Annotated in this window: 17 protein-coding genes; 9 read left to right on the plus strand and 8 right to left on the minus strand. The window is 64.2% G+C overall.

Going from position 1 to position 15185, the window contains the following annotated elements; genetic code table 11:
* Positions 1 to 89: 89 nt before the first annotated feature.
* Positions 90 to 1577 (plus strand): glucan biosynthesis protein, encoded by a 1488-nt coding sequence (locus EBBID32_RS16435; protein WP_037491344.1) that lies wholly within the window; start codon positions 90 to 92, stop codon positions 1575 to 1577.
* A 114-nt stretch (positions 1578 to 1691) separates the two neighbouring features.
* On the plus strand, positions 1692 to 3527 hold the full coding sequence (gene mdoH, locus EBBID32_RS16440; RefSeq protein WP_156022597.1) for a glucans biosynthesis glucosyltransferase MdoH: 1836 nt from the start codon (positions 1692 to 1694) through the stop codon (positions 3525 to 3527).
* A gap of 47 nt (positions 3528 to 3574) precedes the next feature.
* Here the strand turns inward: mdoH and EBBID32_RS16445 are convergent, their stop codons facing one another.
* From EBBID32_RS16445 to EBBID32_RS16480, 8 genes are all read right to left on the minus strand, one after another.
* Positions 3575 to 4303 carry a sigma-70 family RNA polymerase sigma factor gene (locus tag EBBID32_RS16445; RefSeq protein WP_006961205.1) on the minus strand — a complete coding sequence of 243 codons (729 nt, stop codon included), beginning with the start codon at positions 4301 to 4303 and terminating at the stop codon, positions 3575 to 3577.
* A 14-nt stretch (positions 4304 to 4317) separates the two neighbouring features.
* On the minus strand, positions 4318 to 6456 hold the full coding sequence (gene flhA, locus EBBID32_RS16450; protein ID WP_037491337.1) for a flagellar biosynthesis protein FlhA: 2139 nt from the start codon (positions 6454 to 6456) through the stop codon (positions 4318 to 4320).
* 9 nt (positions 6457 to 6465) lie between these two features.
* Positions 6466 to 7296, minus strand: a complete 831-nt coding sequence (locus EBBID32_RS16455) for a hypothetical protein (RefSeq protein ID WP_006961209.1) — start codon at positions 7294 to 7296, stop codon at positions 6466 to 6468.
* A 447-nt stretch (positions 7297 to 7743) separates the two neighbouring features.
* Entirely contained in the window at positions 7744 to 8052 is a 309-nt protein-coding gene (locus EBBID32_RS16460) for a hypothetical protein (RefSeq protein ID WP_006961214.1), read from the minus strand.
* A gap of 13 nt (positions 8053 to 8065) precedes the next feature.
* A complete protein-coding gene (flgM, locus tag EBBID32_RS16465; RefSeq protein ID WP_006961217.1) occupies positions 8066 to 8344 on the minus strand; it encodes a flagellar biosynthesis anti-sigma factor FlgM in 279 nt (92 codons plus the stop codon).
* A gap of 45 nt (positions 8345 to 8389) precedes the next feature.
* Positions 8390 to 8956 (minus strand): flagella basal body P-ring formation protein FlgA, encoded by a 567-nt coding sequence (locus EBBID32_RS16470; RefSeq protein ID WP_006961219.1) that lies wholly within the window; start codon positions 8954 to 8956, stop codon positions 8390 to 8392.
* Positions 8957 to 9025: 69 nt separating this feature from the next.
* Positions 9026 to 9520, minus strand: a complete 495-nt coding sequence (locus tag EBBID32_RS16475; RefSeq protein ID WP_006961221.1) for a flagellar motor protein MotB — start codon at positions 9518 to 9520, stop codon at positions 9026 to 9028.
* Complete coding sequence (locus tag EBBID32_RS16480; RefSeq protein WP_051093370.1) at positions 9517 to 10137, minus strand: MotA/TolQ/ExbB proton channel family protein; 621 nt, start codon at positions 10135 to 10137, stop codon at positions 9517 to 9519. The genes EBBID32_RS16475 and EBBID32_RS16480 overlap by 4 nt, the downstream gene beginning before the upstream one ends.
* A 298-nt stretch (positions 10138 to 10435) precedes the next feature.
* Here EBBID32_RS16480 and flgB point away from each other — a divergent pair, with 298 nt between their 5' ends.
* The 7 genes from flgB to EBBID32_RS16515 all read left to right on the plus strand — a co-directional run bounded on the left by flgB (position 10436) and on the right by EBBID32_RS16515 (position 15074).
* Complete coding sequence (gene flgB, locus EBBID32_RS16485) at positions 10436 to 10804, plus strand: flagellar basal body rod protein FlgB (protein ID WP_006961227.1); 369 nt, start codon at positions 10436 to 10438, stop codon at positions 10802 to 10804.
* A gap of 2 nt (positions 10805 to 10806) precedes the next feature.
* The gene (gene flgC / locus EBBID32_RS16490) at positions 10807 to 11217 is read left to right on the plus strand and encodes a flagellar basal body rod protein FlgC (RefSeq protein ID WP_037491341.1); all 411 of its coding nucleotides are present in this window, start codon (positions 10807 to 10809) and stop codon (positions 11215 to 11217) included.
* On the plus strand, positions 11214 to 11870 hold the full coding sequence (locus EBBID32_RS16495) for a flagellar hook assembly protein FlgD (RefSeq protein WP_006961231.1): 657 nt from the start codon (positions 11214 to 11216) through the stop codon (positions 11868 to 11870). Before flgC ends, EBBID32_RS16495 begins: the two co-directional genes overlap by 4 nt.
* 42 nt (positions 11871 to 11912) lie before the next feature.
* Positions 11913 to 12758: a flagellar hook-basal body complex protein gene (locus tag EBBID32_RS16500; protein ID WP_006961233.1), complete on the plus strand. Its 846-nt coding sequence runs from the start codon at positions 11913 to 11915 to the stop codon at positions 12756 to 12758.
* Between the two features lie 26 nt (positions 12759 to 12784).
* Positions 12785 to 13528: a flagellar basal body rod protein FlgF gene (locus EBBID32_RS16505; RefSeq protein ID WP_006961234.1), complete on the plus strand. Its 744-nt coding sequence runs from the start codon at positions 12785 to 12787 to the stop codon at positions 13526 to 13528.
* Positions 13529 to 13599: 71 nt separating this feature from the next.
* Positions 13600 to 14388: a flagellar basal-body rod protein FlgG gene (gene flgG / locus EBBID32_RS16510; protein ID WP_006961236.1), complete on the plus strand. Its 789-nt coding sequence runs from the start codon at positions 13600 to 13602 to the stop codon at positions 14386 to 14388.
* An 8-nt stretch (positions 14389 to 14396) separates the two neighbouring features.
* Entirely contained in the window at positions 14397 to 15074 is a 678-nt protein-coding gene (locus tag EBBID32_RS16515) for a flagellar basal body L-ring protein FlgH (RefSeq protein WP_006961238.1), read from the plus strand.
* Positions 15075 to 15185 lie beyond the last annotated feature (111 nt).

The raw sequence follows: 15185 nt of genomic DNA on the forward strand, positions 1-15185 counted from the left end.
GAGCGGGCCGGTGCGGCGGCATGTCCATCGAATAGTGCTATAAGGATACGCCCTTGGCTTTGGCGGTTATGCCTTTCATGATGAAAGCCATGACCCATATCAACCGGCGCGCGATGATCGCCGCCACCGGCGCTGCGCTGATCCTTCCCAACCGGCTGATGGCACAGCCTGCCACCGAGCCATTTTCATGGGAGCGGCTGGTGGCGCGGGCGCAGCGACGGGCGCGCGCGCCTTTTGCCGAGACGCCGCTGCATCCCGGCGCGCAGGCGATCGACTATGACGCGCTGCATCAGGCACGCTTTGCCGATGATCGCACGATCTGGGGGGATTTGCCCGGCGATACCGGGGTGCGGCTCTTCCCGCTCAGCCGGACGGCGGCACAGCCGGTGCAGATTGCGCTGGTCGACAAGGGACGCGCCACGCCGCTGCGCTATGATGCCGCGATGTTCGATGCACCTGCGAACAATCCGGTCAAGCGGCTGCCACCCGACGCGGGCTTTGCAGGCTTCCGCATCATGAACGCGGCGCGCGACGGTGACTGGCTGTCCTTTCTGGGTGCCAGCTATTTCCGTGCGCCAAGCCCGCAAAAACAGTTCGGCCTGTCGGCCCGCGCGATCGCGATCAATACCGGCATAGCGGGCAAGGAGGAATTTCCCCGCTTCACCCATTTCTGGCTGGAGCGGACCGGCACCAGCAGCGTGACCATCCACGCGCTGTTGGATGGTGCGTCGATCACCGGCGCGTTTCGTTTCGTCAGCAGCCTGGGGGCTGATGGCGTGCGGCAGGATGTGACTGCGGCGCTGTTTCCCCGCCGCGCCATTCCCGAACTGGGGCTGATGCCGATGACCAGCATGTTCTGGTATGATCAGGCGAACCGGCGGCAAGGGACGGACTGGCGGCCGGAAATCCATGACAGCGACCTGCTGTCGATCGCCAGCGGCGACGGCAGCGTTCATGCCCGGCCGCTGGTCAATCCCGCCATGCCGCAGGTCAGCGCCTTTGCCGAGCGCGACCCCAAGGGTTTCGGCTTGCTCCAGCGCGACCGGGATTTTGCCCATTATCAGGATGATGGCGTCTTTTACGACCGGCGGCCATCGCTCTGGGCGACCCCTGCCCGACCGCTGGGCGCGGGGCAGGTGCGGCTATACAGCTTTCCGACCGACAGCGAATATACCGATAATGTCGCGGCCTACTGGACGCCCGACGCTGCGCCGGTGCCGGGGCGGCGGATCGACATTGGCTATCGGCTCGACTGGTCGGCGGCGCAAAATCCGGCGGGCACCAGCCTTGCAACGGTCGCCAATATGTGGCGCGGGCGCGGCGACCAGCCCGATGCGCAGCGGCTGGTGGTCGATTTTGCCGGTGTGCCGCAGGATGTGCGACCCGACCTGTGGACGGACCTGAGCGGGGGGACGCTGATCAAGGCGGCGGGTTATCCGGTGCTGGGACAGCCGGGCCTGTTTCGCGCGGTCATCGACCTGGAGGTGAAATCGGGCGTTCCGACCGAGGTTCGGCTGCAATTGCGCGCCAATGGTCGCCTTTTGAGCGAATATGTGCATTATCCGATCACGGGATGAAGGGAACCGCCAGCGTAACGAGCGGTTCTGTCCTGTGGGTCAATGCTAATCAGGTCTGGAAAACGTGTGACGGGAGGCGTGCTGACGGTGGATGCCGTCACCGGAGACAAGCCCATGCCACGGGCATTTGAGCAAGTGCCGGCGGAAACGCCGATCGCCATGCCGGTGCAGGATTTTGGCGGGCGTCCGCCGATGATCGCGCGGCGGCGGTTCAATATCGACCTGTGGGCGCGCCGCCTGCTGGTCGTGCTGCTGGCGCTGCTGCCTGCCGCGATGGCCGCGCATGAGATGCGCCGGTCGATCGGCCTGGACGGGATTTCGGCGTGGGAGGGCGTCTATCTGGCGCTGTTCATTCCGCTGTTCGCCTGGATCGCTTTCGGCTTTGCTACTGCGCTGATCGGTTTCCTGCTGCTGACCGTGGGCAAGGGTCGCGCCGTCACGCCCCACGCCCCTACCCCTGCCACATCCCTGCAAGGCAAGACCGCGATTTTGCTGCCGGTCTGCAACGAGGATTTTCTGGGCGTGCTGGGGCGCCTGTCGATCATGGAGCGATCGCTGGCGCAGGTGATGGGGGGCGAACGGTTCGAGTTTTTCATCCTGTCCGATTCCAATGCCGACAATGGCGAGACGGAGCGGCGCGCCTATCTGGAGATGCGCGAGTCCTTTTCTCGCCCCGTCCATTATCGCCGCCGCGCGCGCAATATCGGGCGCAAGCCGGGCAATATCGCTGAGTGGGTCGAGCGTTTCGGCGGCGGTTACGACTATATGGTCGTGCTGGACGCGGACAGCGTGATGAGCGGACAGACGATGGCGCGGCTGGCCGCCGACATGGAGCGGCATCCGCAGGTCGGTCTGATCCAGACCGTTCCCACGGTCGTCGGTGCTGCGACGTTCTTCGCGCGCTGGCAGCAATTTGCCAGTCGATTGTTCGGGCCGATTTCGGCGGCGGGGATGATCTGGTGGGCAGGCTCCGAAGGCATGTTCTGGGGCCACAACGCGATCGTGCGGGTCAAGGCGTTCGCGCAGAGCTGCGGCCTGCCCGAACTGCCCGGACGTGCGCCCTTTGGCGGGCATATCATGAGCCACGACATGATCGAGGCGGCGCTGCTGCGGCGGCGCGGCTGGGACGTGCATATGGTGAACGCCGACGACAGTTTCGAGGAATTTCCGCCCGCCATGCCCGACCTGTTCACCCGCGACCGGCGCTGGTGCCAGGGCAATATCCAGCATGTGCCGCTATTCATCAAGATTGCCGGGCTGCATCCGGTCAGCCGTTTCCAGCTGCTGGTCGGGGCGTCGGCCTATTGCACGTCGCCGCTGTGGCTGGCGCTGATGCTGGTGGTGCTGGGCGGGGCGCTGGCGGGGGTGTGGCCGCCGAGCGCGGTGCTGCCATCGGGCGGTCTGCTGGCGGTGACCGCGACCTTGCTGTTCGGTCCCAAATTGCTGGCGATGATATGGGCGCTGATCGACCCGGCGCGGCGGATCGGCTTTGGCGGCGCGGCGCGGATGACGCGCGGGGTGATCGCCGACATTGCGCTGTCGATCCTGATGGCGCCAGTGGCGATGCTGACCCAGACGATCAACCTGTTCGGCATATTGATGGGGCGCAAGAGCAGCTGGAACGGGCAGACCCGCGACCGCGACGGCATGGGGCTGGGCAGCGCGATCTGGTTGTTCAAATGGCATATCTTGCTGGGGATCGGCCTGACCGCGATGGCGGTGCAGGCGGGCGGGCTGGGCTGGATCACGCCGGTGGTGGCGGGATTGTTGCTGGCCCCCGTGCTGGCGGCGCTGACCGCGCGCAAGGATCTGGGGCGGCGGGCGGAGCAGGGCGGGCTGTTCGTCGTCGCCGATCCGTGGTGGCGCACGCAAAGCTACCGTCCGCTGCGCTTTCGGTGGCCGAGCGGCGACGAGCGGCGGATGGGGCCATTTGCCGCGAATGATGAGTGAGGACGACCCTTCGACAGGCTCAGGGCGAACGGAGGTGGTGCTGGAGGTTAATCCCAGTCGCGCAATTTCTCGCGCAGGCGGTCGAGCGCGGCTTTCTTGATCTGACAGACCCGTGCTGCGCCAATGTCCAGCGTGTGGCCGATCTCCTCCAGATTGAGTTCCTCGACGAAATAGAGTTGCAGCACCAGCGCTTCGCGCTCTGGCAATTCGCTGATGCCGTGGGTGATCGCGGCCTTTAAGGATTCGCGTTCCAATATGTCGTCGGCGCGGTCCTCCACATCGGCGAACCACATCGACTGGTCGGAATAGACCTCATCCATGCTGGTGTGCTGGACCATCTCCACGCTGTCGGCGATTTCGCGATAGGCGGACGGTTCCAGCCCCATGTCGGCGGACATTTCCGCTTCGGTCGGCAAGCGGCCCAGCTTCTGTTCCAGCCGATTGCGCACCTTGGCCAGATCTTTTCGCTTGGCCATGGCCGACCGGCAGATCGTCGCCTGCCGCCGCAGATGATCGATCATCGCGCCGCGCACGCGCAGTTGCGCATAGGCGGCAAAGCCCAGCCCGCGATCCTCGAAACTGTTGGCGGCCTCGACCAGCGCGACCATGCCGATCTGGAGCAGATCCTCCACCTCGATCGCGGTGGAAACGCGGCCATGGACATGCCAGGCGATCTTGCGGACCAGCGGCATATATTGGCGCGCCAGCCGTTCCGGGCTGTTATCCCCCGGCCTGGCATAGGTGTGGGCGCCGGACGCAATTTTGTTCATGTACATCGGTCAGCCTCTCCTCAAGCGACCCGTTCGCGCTGCATCATGGGGTCATGACGGGGCGCGGGATCGTGGCGCGGCGTGGGGCGTTGTTCGCCTCCGACGACGGCAGCCACCTCCACGCCCTTGCCGTCCGGTATTTCCAGGAAGGACAGGACCGGCGTTTCGGGCAGATGCGGCTTGAACAGCCGCGCCATCGCCCGACGCGCGACGGGCGAGGTGACGATGGCGAAATTGCGCGCCTGCCCCAGCAAGGGCCGGGCGGCCTGCACCACCGCTTCGACGATGCGGTTGGCGAGCGCGGGTTCGATCGGGTGGCGGGCGTCGCCTGCAACCCGCATCGCCTGCGCCAGCAAGGCTTCCAGGTCGCCATCGAGCGTGATGACCGGCAGCGGCATCTTGACCGGCACAAGCCCCTGGATGATCAGCGCGCCGATGCGCTGGCGCACCGCTTCGACCAGTTGTTCGTGGCTCATGTCCGGGCGGGCGGCATCGACCATGGCTTCGCAGATGCGGCGGAAATCCTTGAGCGCTATGCCTTCGGACAGCAGCGCGCGGCAGAGCGCGCTGATCTGCGTCAGACTGAGCGTGCCCGGCGTCAGGCCATCGACCAGCTGGGGGGCCACGTCCTTCAGATTGTCGAGCAGCTTGCGCGCTTCGTCGAGGCCGAACATTTCAGCGGCGTTCATCGCGATCAGCTGGTTGAGATGTGTTGCCACGACCGTTGGCGGATCGACCACCGTATAGCCTGCGACCACCGCCTCGCTACGTCTGGCCTGCGGAATCCAGACCGCGTCGAGGCCGAAGGTCGGATCTTTGGCCGCGCGACCGACGACCGTGCCTTCCAGCGCGCCGCTGTCGAGGGCCAGCAGATCTTCGGGCCAGATTTCATCTTCGCCCACGACAACGCCGGCGATGGTGATGCGATATTGATTGGGTTCGAGCGCCAGATTGTCCTTCACGCGGACCATCGGCACGACGAAGCCCAGTTCCTTGGACAGCTGGCGGCGGATGCCGGTGATCCGCGCCATCAGCGGCGCGCCCTTACGTTCGTCCACCAGCCCAATGAGACCATAGCCGATTTCGAGGCCGAGCAGCGCGCCGTCGGACACATCGTTCCATTCGATGACCGCAGGGTTGACAGGCGGCGGCGCGGGCGCGGGTTCGGCAGCCTTTTTCTGGCTCGCCTTGCGCAGGTTCCAGGCGATGAGCCAGGATATGGCAGCGGCGGGCAGCACGATCAGGTGCGGCATACCGGGCAGCACGCCCATGAAGGTCAGGATCGCGGCGACAGGCACCCAGGCGCGGGCCGACCCGAACTGGCCGGCAATCTGACCGGACAGATCATCCTCGCTCTTGACGCGGGTGACGATGGAGGCAGCGGCGATCGACAGCAAAAGCGCCGGCACCTGTGCGACCAGCGCATCGCCGATGGCCAGAAGAATATAGGTTTCCGCCGCCTGCCCCATGGTGAGGCCGTGGCTGACGACGCCCAATATGATGCCGCCGATGATGTTGATGACCAGGATCAGGATACCCGCGACCGCATCGCCCTTCACGAACTTGCTGGCACCGTCCATCGAGCCGTAGAAATCCGCTTCGGTCGCGACTTCGGCGCGGCGCAGCTTGGCTTCTTCAGGCGTCATCAGGCCCGCGTTCAGATCGGCGTCGATCGCCATCTGCTTGCCGGGCAAGGCATCCAGGGTGAAGCGGGCGCTGACTTCCGACACGCGGCCCGCACCCTTGGTGATGACCACCAGGTTGATGATCATCAGGATGGCGAACACGAAAATACCGACGACATAGTCGCCGCCGATCAGGAAATGGCCGAACGCCTCGATCACTTGGCCCGCTGAATCGGAGCCTTCATGCCCCGACACCAGCACCACGCGGGTGGAGGCGACGTTGAGCGCGAGGCGCAGCAGGGTGGCGAACAGGAGGACGGTCGGGAAGGCCGAGAAATCGAGCGGCTTGGCAGCGTTGAGCGCGACCATCAGCACGGCGAGCGAAATCATGATGTTGGTGATGAAACCAATGTCGAGCATGATCGCCGGGACCGGCACCATCATGAACAGCACGACCATCAGCGTCGCGAAGGGCAGCACCGCCCCCTTGGCGGCGCTCATCCAGATCTTCGCTTTGATTTGGTTGGGAGTCATGAGGAGCCGTTACCTTCCGAGGGTGGCGAGCATGAGATAGGCGAGACGTGCGGTCTGCGGCTGGGGCCGGATGCCGACATCGACTTGTTCGCTAAGGCGCTGGGTTTCGATCCGCACATAATCGGCGGGCTGGACCGTCCGTGCGCCGCTGGGCAGACCCGATGCGCCCGATGCGTCGGCATATTGGACGTCGCCGCCCAGGCTATCGACGCCCTTCTGCAATTTGGAGGCGAAGCGATCGCGAATGTCGGCGAAGCTGCGGGCGTTGCCGGCACGATCATAAAAGATCGAACGATTGGCCCGCGCGGCCGACGGGAAGAGCGAGGCCGCCGTCGCACCGGGCGCGCGATCATGGACCGACAGGAATTTGCTGGCGCCGCCTACCCCCAAAAAATGGGCGAGGTAGAGATCGACCGGTTCGGCTTCGCGACCAAGGCGCTTTTCCAGATAGGATTTGTTGTCGGCGGCATGTTCGGCCGCCATCACTGACGCGGTTTCGGGATGTTTGCGCAGGTCGAGTATCTGCTGGCGCAATTCCGGGTCCGACACATGATAGCGGCCATTACTGCCCTGGCTGATCGCGTCGGATGCCCAGCCCAGCCCATATTCGCTGCCATGCTGGTCGATGACCGCCAGCCAGCTCTGGTCGATGAATTGATAAAGGCCGGTCGCGGACGATGTCGTCGCGCGGGCGGTGGGGTTCATGCTGGATTCGATTTTCGCCTGACCCAGCAGATAGGCGAAATCGACGCCCGTACGGCGGCTCGCCATGGCGATCGCGTTTGTAACGCGATTGCCAGTCGATGTCCCCGTTGCTGTAATGTCTGCAAAAGCCGACATTGGTTCATATTCCCCACTTGGTTCTGGGGAGCATTAGAGCAAGGCTTATGCCAAGATTTGGTTAATGCCGACGCAACTATTTGATTTTCTGTCGCTGTGGTTTCGCTGACGGAGCTGTATTTTCAGAGGTGTCGGAAGGCGGTGAGCCGCACAATCCTCCCCTGTCGGGTAGGGCTATCGCATATGGAACTGCCCCCTCCTTCATCGTCATGCTGAACTTGTTTCAGCATCCATTTCTCGCCTCCAGCGGCGGCTTTTGGGGCACGATAGATCCTGAGCCGAAGGCCAGCGCAGCTAAATAAATTCAGGATGACGTTGGAGGGATAACGAAAAGTCATGTGCGATTCCCCTGCGCTGCAAGGGGAGGATCATTTGGACGCGACCATCGCCCCAAACGAAAAACGGCGCCGATTGGCGCCGTTTTCGGGTGTAACAGAAAATGGCTTTTCAGCGGCTGTAGGTCAGCGGCGCATTGCGCGCGCCGTGGGCGGCGAGCATTGCCAGCCGCTGATTCGCGTGATCAGCGAGCAGGTTGACCCGTATCCGCGCGCTGTCGATCAGGGGGAGCATCGCGCTCAGCCGGGCGACGGTCTGGGGTTCGGAACGCCAGGCGCCGATGGCGCGCACGGCGGCGGCGCTGTGGCTCACCCGATTGCTGGCGACTTCGATCGCGGCGGCATCACTGCCATCCAGCGCCTCACGCAAATCCTCGAAGGCTTCAAACAGATCGTCCAGCGCAGCAAGGCCCAGCGACATGGGGGCTAATCCTTTATCCGGCGACCGGCAGGTCGAGCGCCACCATGCGCTCGGCAATGGCCGATGGGTTGACCGGGTAGTTGCCCGACGCGATCGCAGCCTTGATGGCGGCGATGCGATCCATGTCGACCGGCGCGCCTTCCGCCGCCATGCGCGAGGCTGGGCTGGCCGACGATGCCGACGATGATGCAGTGGTCGAGCCGGTGGCCGACGAAGCGCGCGTCCTGGCCCCTTCCCGCAGGCGGGTCGCCTCTATGGCGGCGCTGATGCTCTGGCCGACTGACTTAATCATGGGTAAAATCCTTCATTCGTCCCTTAAACGCTATAACGGACAAGTTCAGAAATCCTTAAATCCGGGAATACGCACAAGCCCCATTTCCACGACTTGCGCAAAAATAGGCGCAGATTTCTTGTCCTCACGCACCCGGATGGTTTCGCCGACCGCGCCATCTTCGTCCGCGATCATTACGCGCGAGACGCTGAAGGCCGCGTTTCCGGCCATTAGCTGCACCGGATCGCCGCGCTTGACGACATTTTCGGTCGGGACCGGGCGGGCGGCGGGGGTGAAACGGTTGGAGGCAGCGGCGCGCGGCACCGGGCCGGACGCAGCGGCAGAAGCCCCTGCGACCAACGGCACGCGAATCCGCCAGCCCAGCGCGTCGCATTTCACGATCGCGGCTCCGAACAAGGGACCATCGACCGCAGGGGTCGAGGGGCAAGCGGCCAGCTTCAGGCGGCGATCGACCGGCGCGACCGGGCCGCCCGGTTCGCCCAGATTGGCGCCGACGGTCATCGCGACCAGACTGTCGATCCGGTCCAGATTCTCGAACTTCTGCTGCGCCCATGCAGGCTGCGCGGTCGCGATGGCGGCTGCGGCAAGAAGGATCGGTTTGGATCGAAACACGGCATGTCTCCTGAAAAGACGGACGGTCTTTCCGGTCAGAAAAGCAAGAGCCGTGCCAGTTTTGCGCTATTATTGGGTCTTAACCCCCGGCGCGATATGGATCACCTGGCCCTCCCCGCCCTTGCCATCGGCCTGGTCGAGGCCCCGGATCAGCAGCCTGTCCTGTGCGATCCCGTCCAGCTTGAGGGCGCGGGCGACCGCGCCGATGCGGGCGGCGGCGAGATCCCAGTCGTCGAAGCGTTGGCGGGCGCGATCGCTGCCGTGGCTGCGAATCTCTACTCCGCCCGGCTCTTTGGCGAATTGGCGGGCAATGACGGACAGGCGGGCGCGACCCTGATCGCTCAATAGTGCTTCGCCCGGCACGAACAGCTCGACCGCGCGGATCTCTATGCCCGTTCGCATCGCGCGGCCGCCAAATTGCTGGGCGACCTGCGCCAGCATGGCGTCACGCCGCGATCCGCTGGCCTGCAACAGCACGAAGAAGGCGAGCAAGAGCAGCAGCAGATCGGCGAAGCTGACCGCCCAGCGGTTGCGCCGCGTCGCGGCGATGGTGGACGCGCTCATGCGACTTCGCGGATCGACGCCCGGCGCAGAGGCGCATTTTCGCGCCGTGCGATGGCAAGCATCCGGGCGACGACCTCCTGCTGCCAGGCCAGTTCGCGTTCGGACAGATCAGCGAGGCGCGCAGCGATGGGCGCGGCGATCATGTTGGCAATGACGACGCCGTAAAAGGTGGTGAGCAAGGCCAGCGCCATGGCCGGGCCGAGCGCGGCGGGATCGTCCATCGCCGCGAACATGCCGACCAGGCCGATGATCGTCCCGGCCATGCCCAGCGCGGGCGCGGCGTCGGCGATCGACAGCCAGACATTGCGCGCGCCGGCATGGCGCTGCGCCCGGTCGGCGAGCGTCTGCGCCGCCCATAGCTCGAACAGGTCGGTGCGCTCGCTATTGGCGAGTTTGCGCGCGGCGTCGGTCAGGAAGGGGTTGGCGGTCTTGACCCGGTCGGTACAGGACAGGCCGCGCAGTTGCGCCACCTGATCGATCTTGAGCATCGCAGCGCGCGCCGCGTCGCGATCGCGCGCAGGGTCGGCGGTCACCAGCGGGCGCAGCGCCGCAATTGCCCGTCCCAGCGCGGCCGCGCCATTCTGGCATAGCGCGATCAAGAAAATCCCGCCGACCATGGCGAGCAGCGTCAGGGGATCGACCAAATGTCCTATAATGCCAGTCACCAGCTCTTGTCCCCGCTTGCTCGCTTATCGGCGGCAAAGCGCTGCCGCCGACCGGCAATTTCTTGCCGCCCTTGCCGCCTGCATCCGCAAAACCCCCGTTTTCCGGGGATTTCCGCCCTGCCATTGCGTCACCCACGCAAATTGGCACGGCTCTTGCGGATATACAGGCTGGATCGCCCGTATCGAACGCCATCAGGCAATAGAACGGCAGCGGTCGACCAACTTTTAGGCCTGGCAAAGGGCAAAGGGCATGTCGGTGGAAGAAAGTCTGTTCGGGATCCATGGAAAGGCGCTGGCGCTTCGTTCGCAGCGCCTGTCCCTGCTCGCGTCCAACATCGCCAATGCCTCGACCCCCGGCTACAAGGCGCGCGACATTGATTTCGACGCCGCGCTGAAAAGCGCGACCACGCAGGCGAGCGCGGGCGCTGCCGATGTGTCGAAGGCGGTCGATGATAGCATGGGCTATCGCGTCCCGCTCCAGCCCAGCCTGGACGGCAACACCGTCGAACTCAGCACCGAACAGACGCTGTTTGCCGAAAATGCCGTCAAATATCGCACGACCCTCTCTTTCCTTGAGGGCCGCATCAACACCATCAACCGCGCGCTGAAGGGAGAATGAGCATGAGTGGCTCTGGCCCCATGAATGTGTTCGACATTGCCGGTCGCGCCATGAGCGCGCAGCTGGTGCGTCTGAACGCCACGGCTTCCAACATGGCGAACGCCGGAAACGTCACCGGCAGCGCGGGCGAAGCCTATCGTGCGATCAAGCCGGTGTTCACATCGGTCACCGACAGCCCCGGCGTATCGACGGTCAAGGTGTCGCAGGTAGTCACCACCGACGCGCAGCCGACCAAGCGGCATGACCCCAACCATCCGCTGGCCGATGCCAATGGCGATGTGTGGGAAGCCGCGGTCGATAGCAATGCCGAGATGATCGACATGATCGAGACCGCGCGCATGTATCAAAATAACGTGCAGGTGCTCAACACTGCCAAATCCCTGATGCTCGAAACCATAAGGATCGGCAAATGACGACCTCTACCGTCACCGACAGCGCCGGGCTTTCGGTCTATAATCCGACCGCGAAGGTCGGCACCGGCAAGTCGGAAATGGGGCAGGAGGACTTCCTGCGCCTGCTGACCGCGCAGATGCAGACCCAGGACCCGTTCGAGCCGGTCGATAATGCGGAAATGGTGTCGCAGATGGCGACCATCACCAATTCCAGCGGCATCGCCGAAATGAATGCCAATCTGGCGTCGATCAAGCAACAGCTGACCGGCACGCGCCTGGGCGATGCGGCGAGCTGGATCGGCAAGTCGATGCTGGTGCAGAGCAATATCGCCGCGCCTGACGCTAGCGGCCTTTATGCCGGGCAGATCACCCTGCCCGCGGCGGTCGATGGCGCATCGGTCGATCTGGTCGATGCCAGCGGCAATGTCGTCAAGTCGATTGACCTAGGATCGCAACCTGCGGGCGATGTCAGCTTCTATTGGGATGGCAAGGATGACGCGGGCAACAGCGTCAGCACCGCCGCCCTTCAGGTGAAGGTCAAGGGTGCGACCCCCAGCAAGGTCGCGACCTGGGCCACGATTGCCGCCGTCCAGTCACCCGCTGACGGCTCTTCGTCCAAACTCATCACCGCGCTCGGCACTTACAGCCCGTCGGACGCGATCAGCCTCAGCTAATTCACCCTCCCCCAATTTCCTTTTCACCCAAGGAGCTACGCCATGACCTTCTATGTTTCCCTGTCCGGCCTCAAGGGCGCCCAGGCCGACCTGTCGGCCATTTCCAACAACGTCGCCAACGTCAATTCGACCGCGTTCAAGAAGAGCAAGGCGCAGTTTGGCGACATTTTCGCCGCCGCGCCGATGCAGACCACGCATCAGGTCGCCGGCCAGGGCGTGCGCGTGCAGGGCATCACCCAGCAGTTCACCCAGGGCACGATCGAAACCACCGACAAGACGCTGGACATGGCGATCACCGGCGAAGGCTTCTTCACCGTCAAGGCCGAAGATGGCACGATCAGCTACACCCGCAACGGTGCTTTCTCGGTCGATGATGATCGCTATGCGGTCGACACCACCGGGTCGCGCATCCAGGTGTTCGCGGTCGATCCCGACACCGGCGTACCCACGACGGCTCCTACCGCCGCCAGCACGCCAGCCGATCTGGTCGATTTGCAGGTGCCGACCACCTATCAGGGTCAGGCCGATGGCCCACAGCTGACCAGCGTGGGCGTGGCCAAGGACGGGCTGGTATCGGCGATTTATGCCGATGGCAGCACCGTCTATCTGGGTCAGGTCGCCATGGCGTCCTTCAACAGCCTGGAAGGCTTGCGCCAGCAGGGCGATGCGCACTGGTCATCGACCGTCGCCAGCGGCAGTCCGATCCTGGGCCTGGCCAATGAAGGCATGTTCGGCGCGGTCAATACCGGGTCGCTGGAGCGCTCCAACGTCGACATCACCGACGAACTGGTGTCGCTGATCGCGGCGCAGCGCAATTTCCAGGCGAACAGCAAGGCGATCGAGGCGGCCAACACGCTGACCACCACCATCGTCAACATCCGCACATAATCGCAAACGCTTAGGAGGTTTCGTCCATGGACCGGCTCGTCAACACGGCACTGACCGCGATGCGCGGCGCAATGGCCCGGCAGGCGTCGATCGCGAACAATCTCGCGAACGCCAATACGGTGGGCTTTCGCGCCGAAATCGCCAATGCCGAGACGCGCTGGATCAAGGGCGATACGTTCGACACCCGCGCACAGGCATCCGAACAGGTGATCGCCGCCGATATGGCGCAAGGTGCGGTCACCCAGACGGGCAATGCGCTCGACGTGGCCCTGAACGGCGATGCTCTGCTCGCCGTTCAGGGTGCCGACGGCAGCGAAGCCTATACGCGGCGCGGCGACCTGAAAATCAGTGACAGCGGCCTTTTGACCACCGGCGACGGCCTGCCCGTGCTGGGCGAAGGCGGCCCGATCACCCTGCCGCAGATGGACAGCGTGTCGATCGCGCAGGATGGCAGCATCTGGGGCATACCGCAGGGCGGCGACCCGGCCAATCCGCAGCGGATCGACGCATTGAAACTGGTCAATGCGACCGGTTCCGGCATTGCCAAAAGCACCGACGGCCTGTTCCGCGAAGTCAATGGCGGCGCGCTGCCGCAAGACCCGCTGGCGACCGTCACCAGCGGCTCCATCGAAGGATCGAACGTCAACGCCACCAGTGCGCTGGTGCAGATGATCGAGGCCAGCCGCGCCTTTGAAACCCAGGTCAAGCTGATCGACACCGCCAAGCAGCTGGACGATGGCGGCGCGTCGCTGATGCGGCTCGACAGTTAAACTGGCACGAACCTTGCTATGATTGAGGCATCAGGCGTCCCTTCACTGCGACGCTTTACGGAGATGAGACGATGAGCAACGCCGCCCTTCATGTCGCCCGCACCGGCCTCGATGCGCAGAACACCAAGATGCGCGTGATCGCCAACAACCTGGCGAACGTCAACACCACCGGTTTCAAGCGCGACCGCGCCGATTTTGAAACGCTCGCCTATCAGCAGATGATCGCGGCGGGCGCCAATTCGGACAGCGAAAACAAGTTCGCCACCGGTCTCAACCTTGGCTCCGGCGTTTCGCTCCAGGGGACGAGCAAGATCAATACGCAGGGCACGCTGACCGAGACCGGCAATTCGCTGGACATGGCGATCGAGGGGTCCGGCTTCTTTCAGGTCCAGCGCCCGGACGGTTCCATCGCCTATACCCGCGCGGGCAATTTCTCCGTCACCGCCGAAGGTACGGTCGTCACCAGCGACGGCCTGCCCCTGATCCCGCAAATCACCGTGCCCGAAGGCGCGACGTCGGTGACGGTCGGCAATGACGGCACGGTGTCCGCGACGCTCCAGGGTGAAGCAACGCCGACGCAGCTGGGCCAGATCGAGCTGGCAACCTTCATGAATGCGGCGGGGCTTTCGGCGATCGGCGGCAATCTGCTGGTCGAAAGCGCGGCCAGCGGTACGCCGCAGGTCGGCGTCGCGGGCCTTGAAGGGCGCGGGTCGATCCGGTCGGGCAGTCTGGAAACGTCGAACGTCAATGTCGTCGAGGAACTGGTCGACATGATCGAGACCCAGCGCGCCTATGAGGTCAACAGCAAGATGATCAAGGCGACCGACGAGATGCTCCAATACGTCAACCAGAATATGTGATCGCACTGATGCGCCTCCTCCTCATCGCCTTCACCATTCCAACACTGGTCGCTCTGGCCGCGTCGCCCGTTCATGCGGGCAAGAAGCGCGTGGCCGAACGCGCGCTCTATGCGCCGACCGTCGTGGCACAGCCGGTCGCGCCGCCATCCAACGGCTCGATCTTTCAGGCATCCATGGGATATACCCCGCTGACCAGCGGCGCGCGCGCCACGGCGGTGGGCGACATCATCACCATCGTCCTGGTCGAACGGACGCAGGCCACCAAGAGCAACAGCGCCGACACAAGCCGCAACGGCAATCTGGGCCTGACCCCGCCATCGACCGGTGTGCTGTCCAAACTATTTTCCGCCAGTGACGTCGCCATGGGTGGCCAGAATGCCTTTACCGGCCAAGGCGGGGCAACCCAGTCCAACGCGCTGTCAGGCGAGATCACCGTGACGATCGCGGCGACCTACCCCAATGGCACGATGCTGGTGCGGGGCGAAAAGGCGCTGACGCTCAATCGCGGCGACGAGTTCATCCAGATCAGCGGCCTGGTCCGTCAGGCCGACATCGGCCCGGACAACCGCATCGCATCGACCCGCGTGGCCGACGCCAAGATCATCTACACCGGCAAGGGCGAAATCGCCCGCGCCAGCAAACAAGGCTGGTTGCAGAGTTTCTTCTCGATGATCAGCCCGTTTTGATGGAGCGTCCCTTGACCCTAGCCTCGCGCCTGACCTTCATCCTCCCCTTTAAGGGGAGGTGGCAGCACGAAGTGCTGACGGAGGGGTGTCGCCCTCTCGATAGGGCGACAC

It is taken from the genome of Sphingobium indicum BiD32 (assembly GCF_000382885.1).
Lineage (GTDB): Bacteria > Pseudomonadota > Alphaproteobacteria > Sphingomonadales > Sphingomonadaceae > Sphingobium > Sphingobium japonicum_C.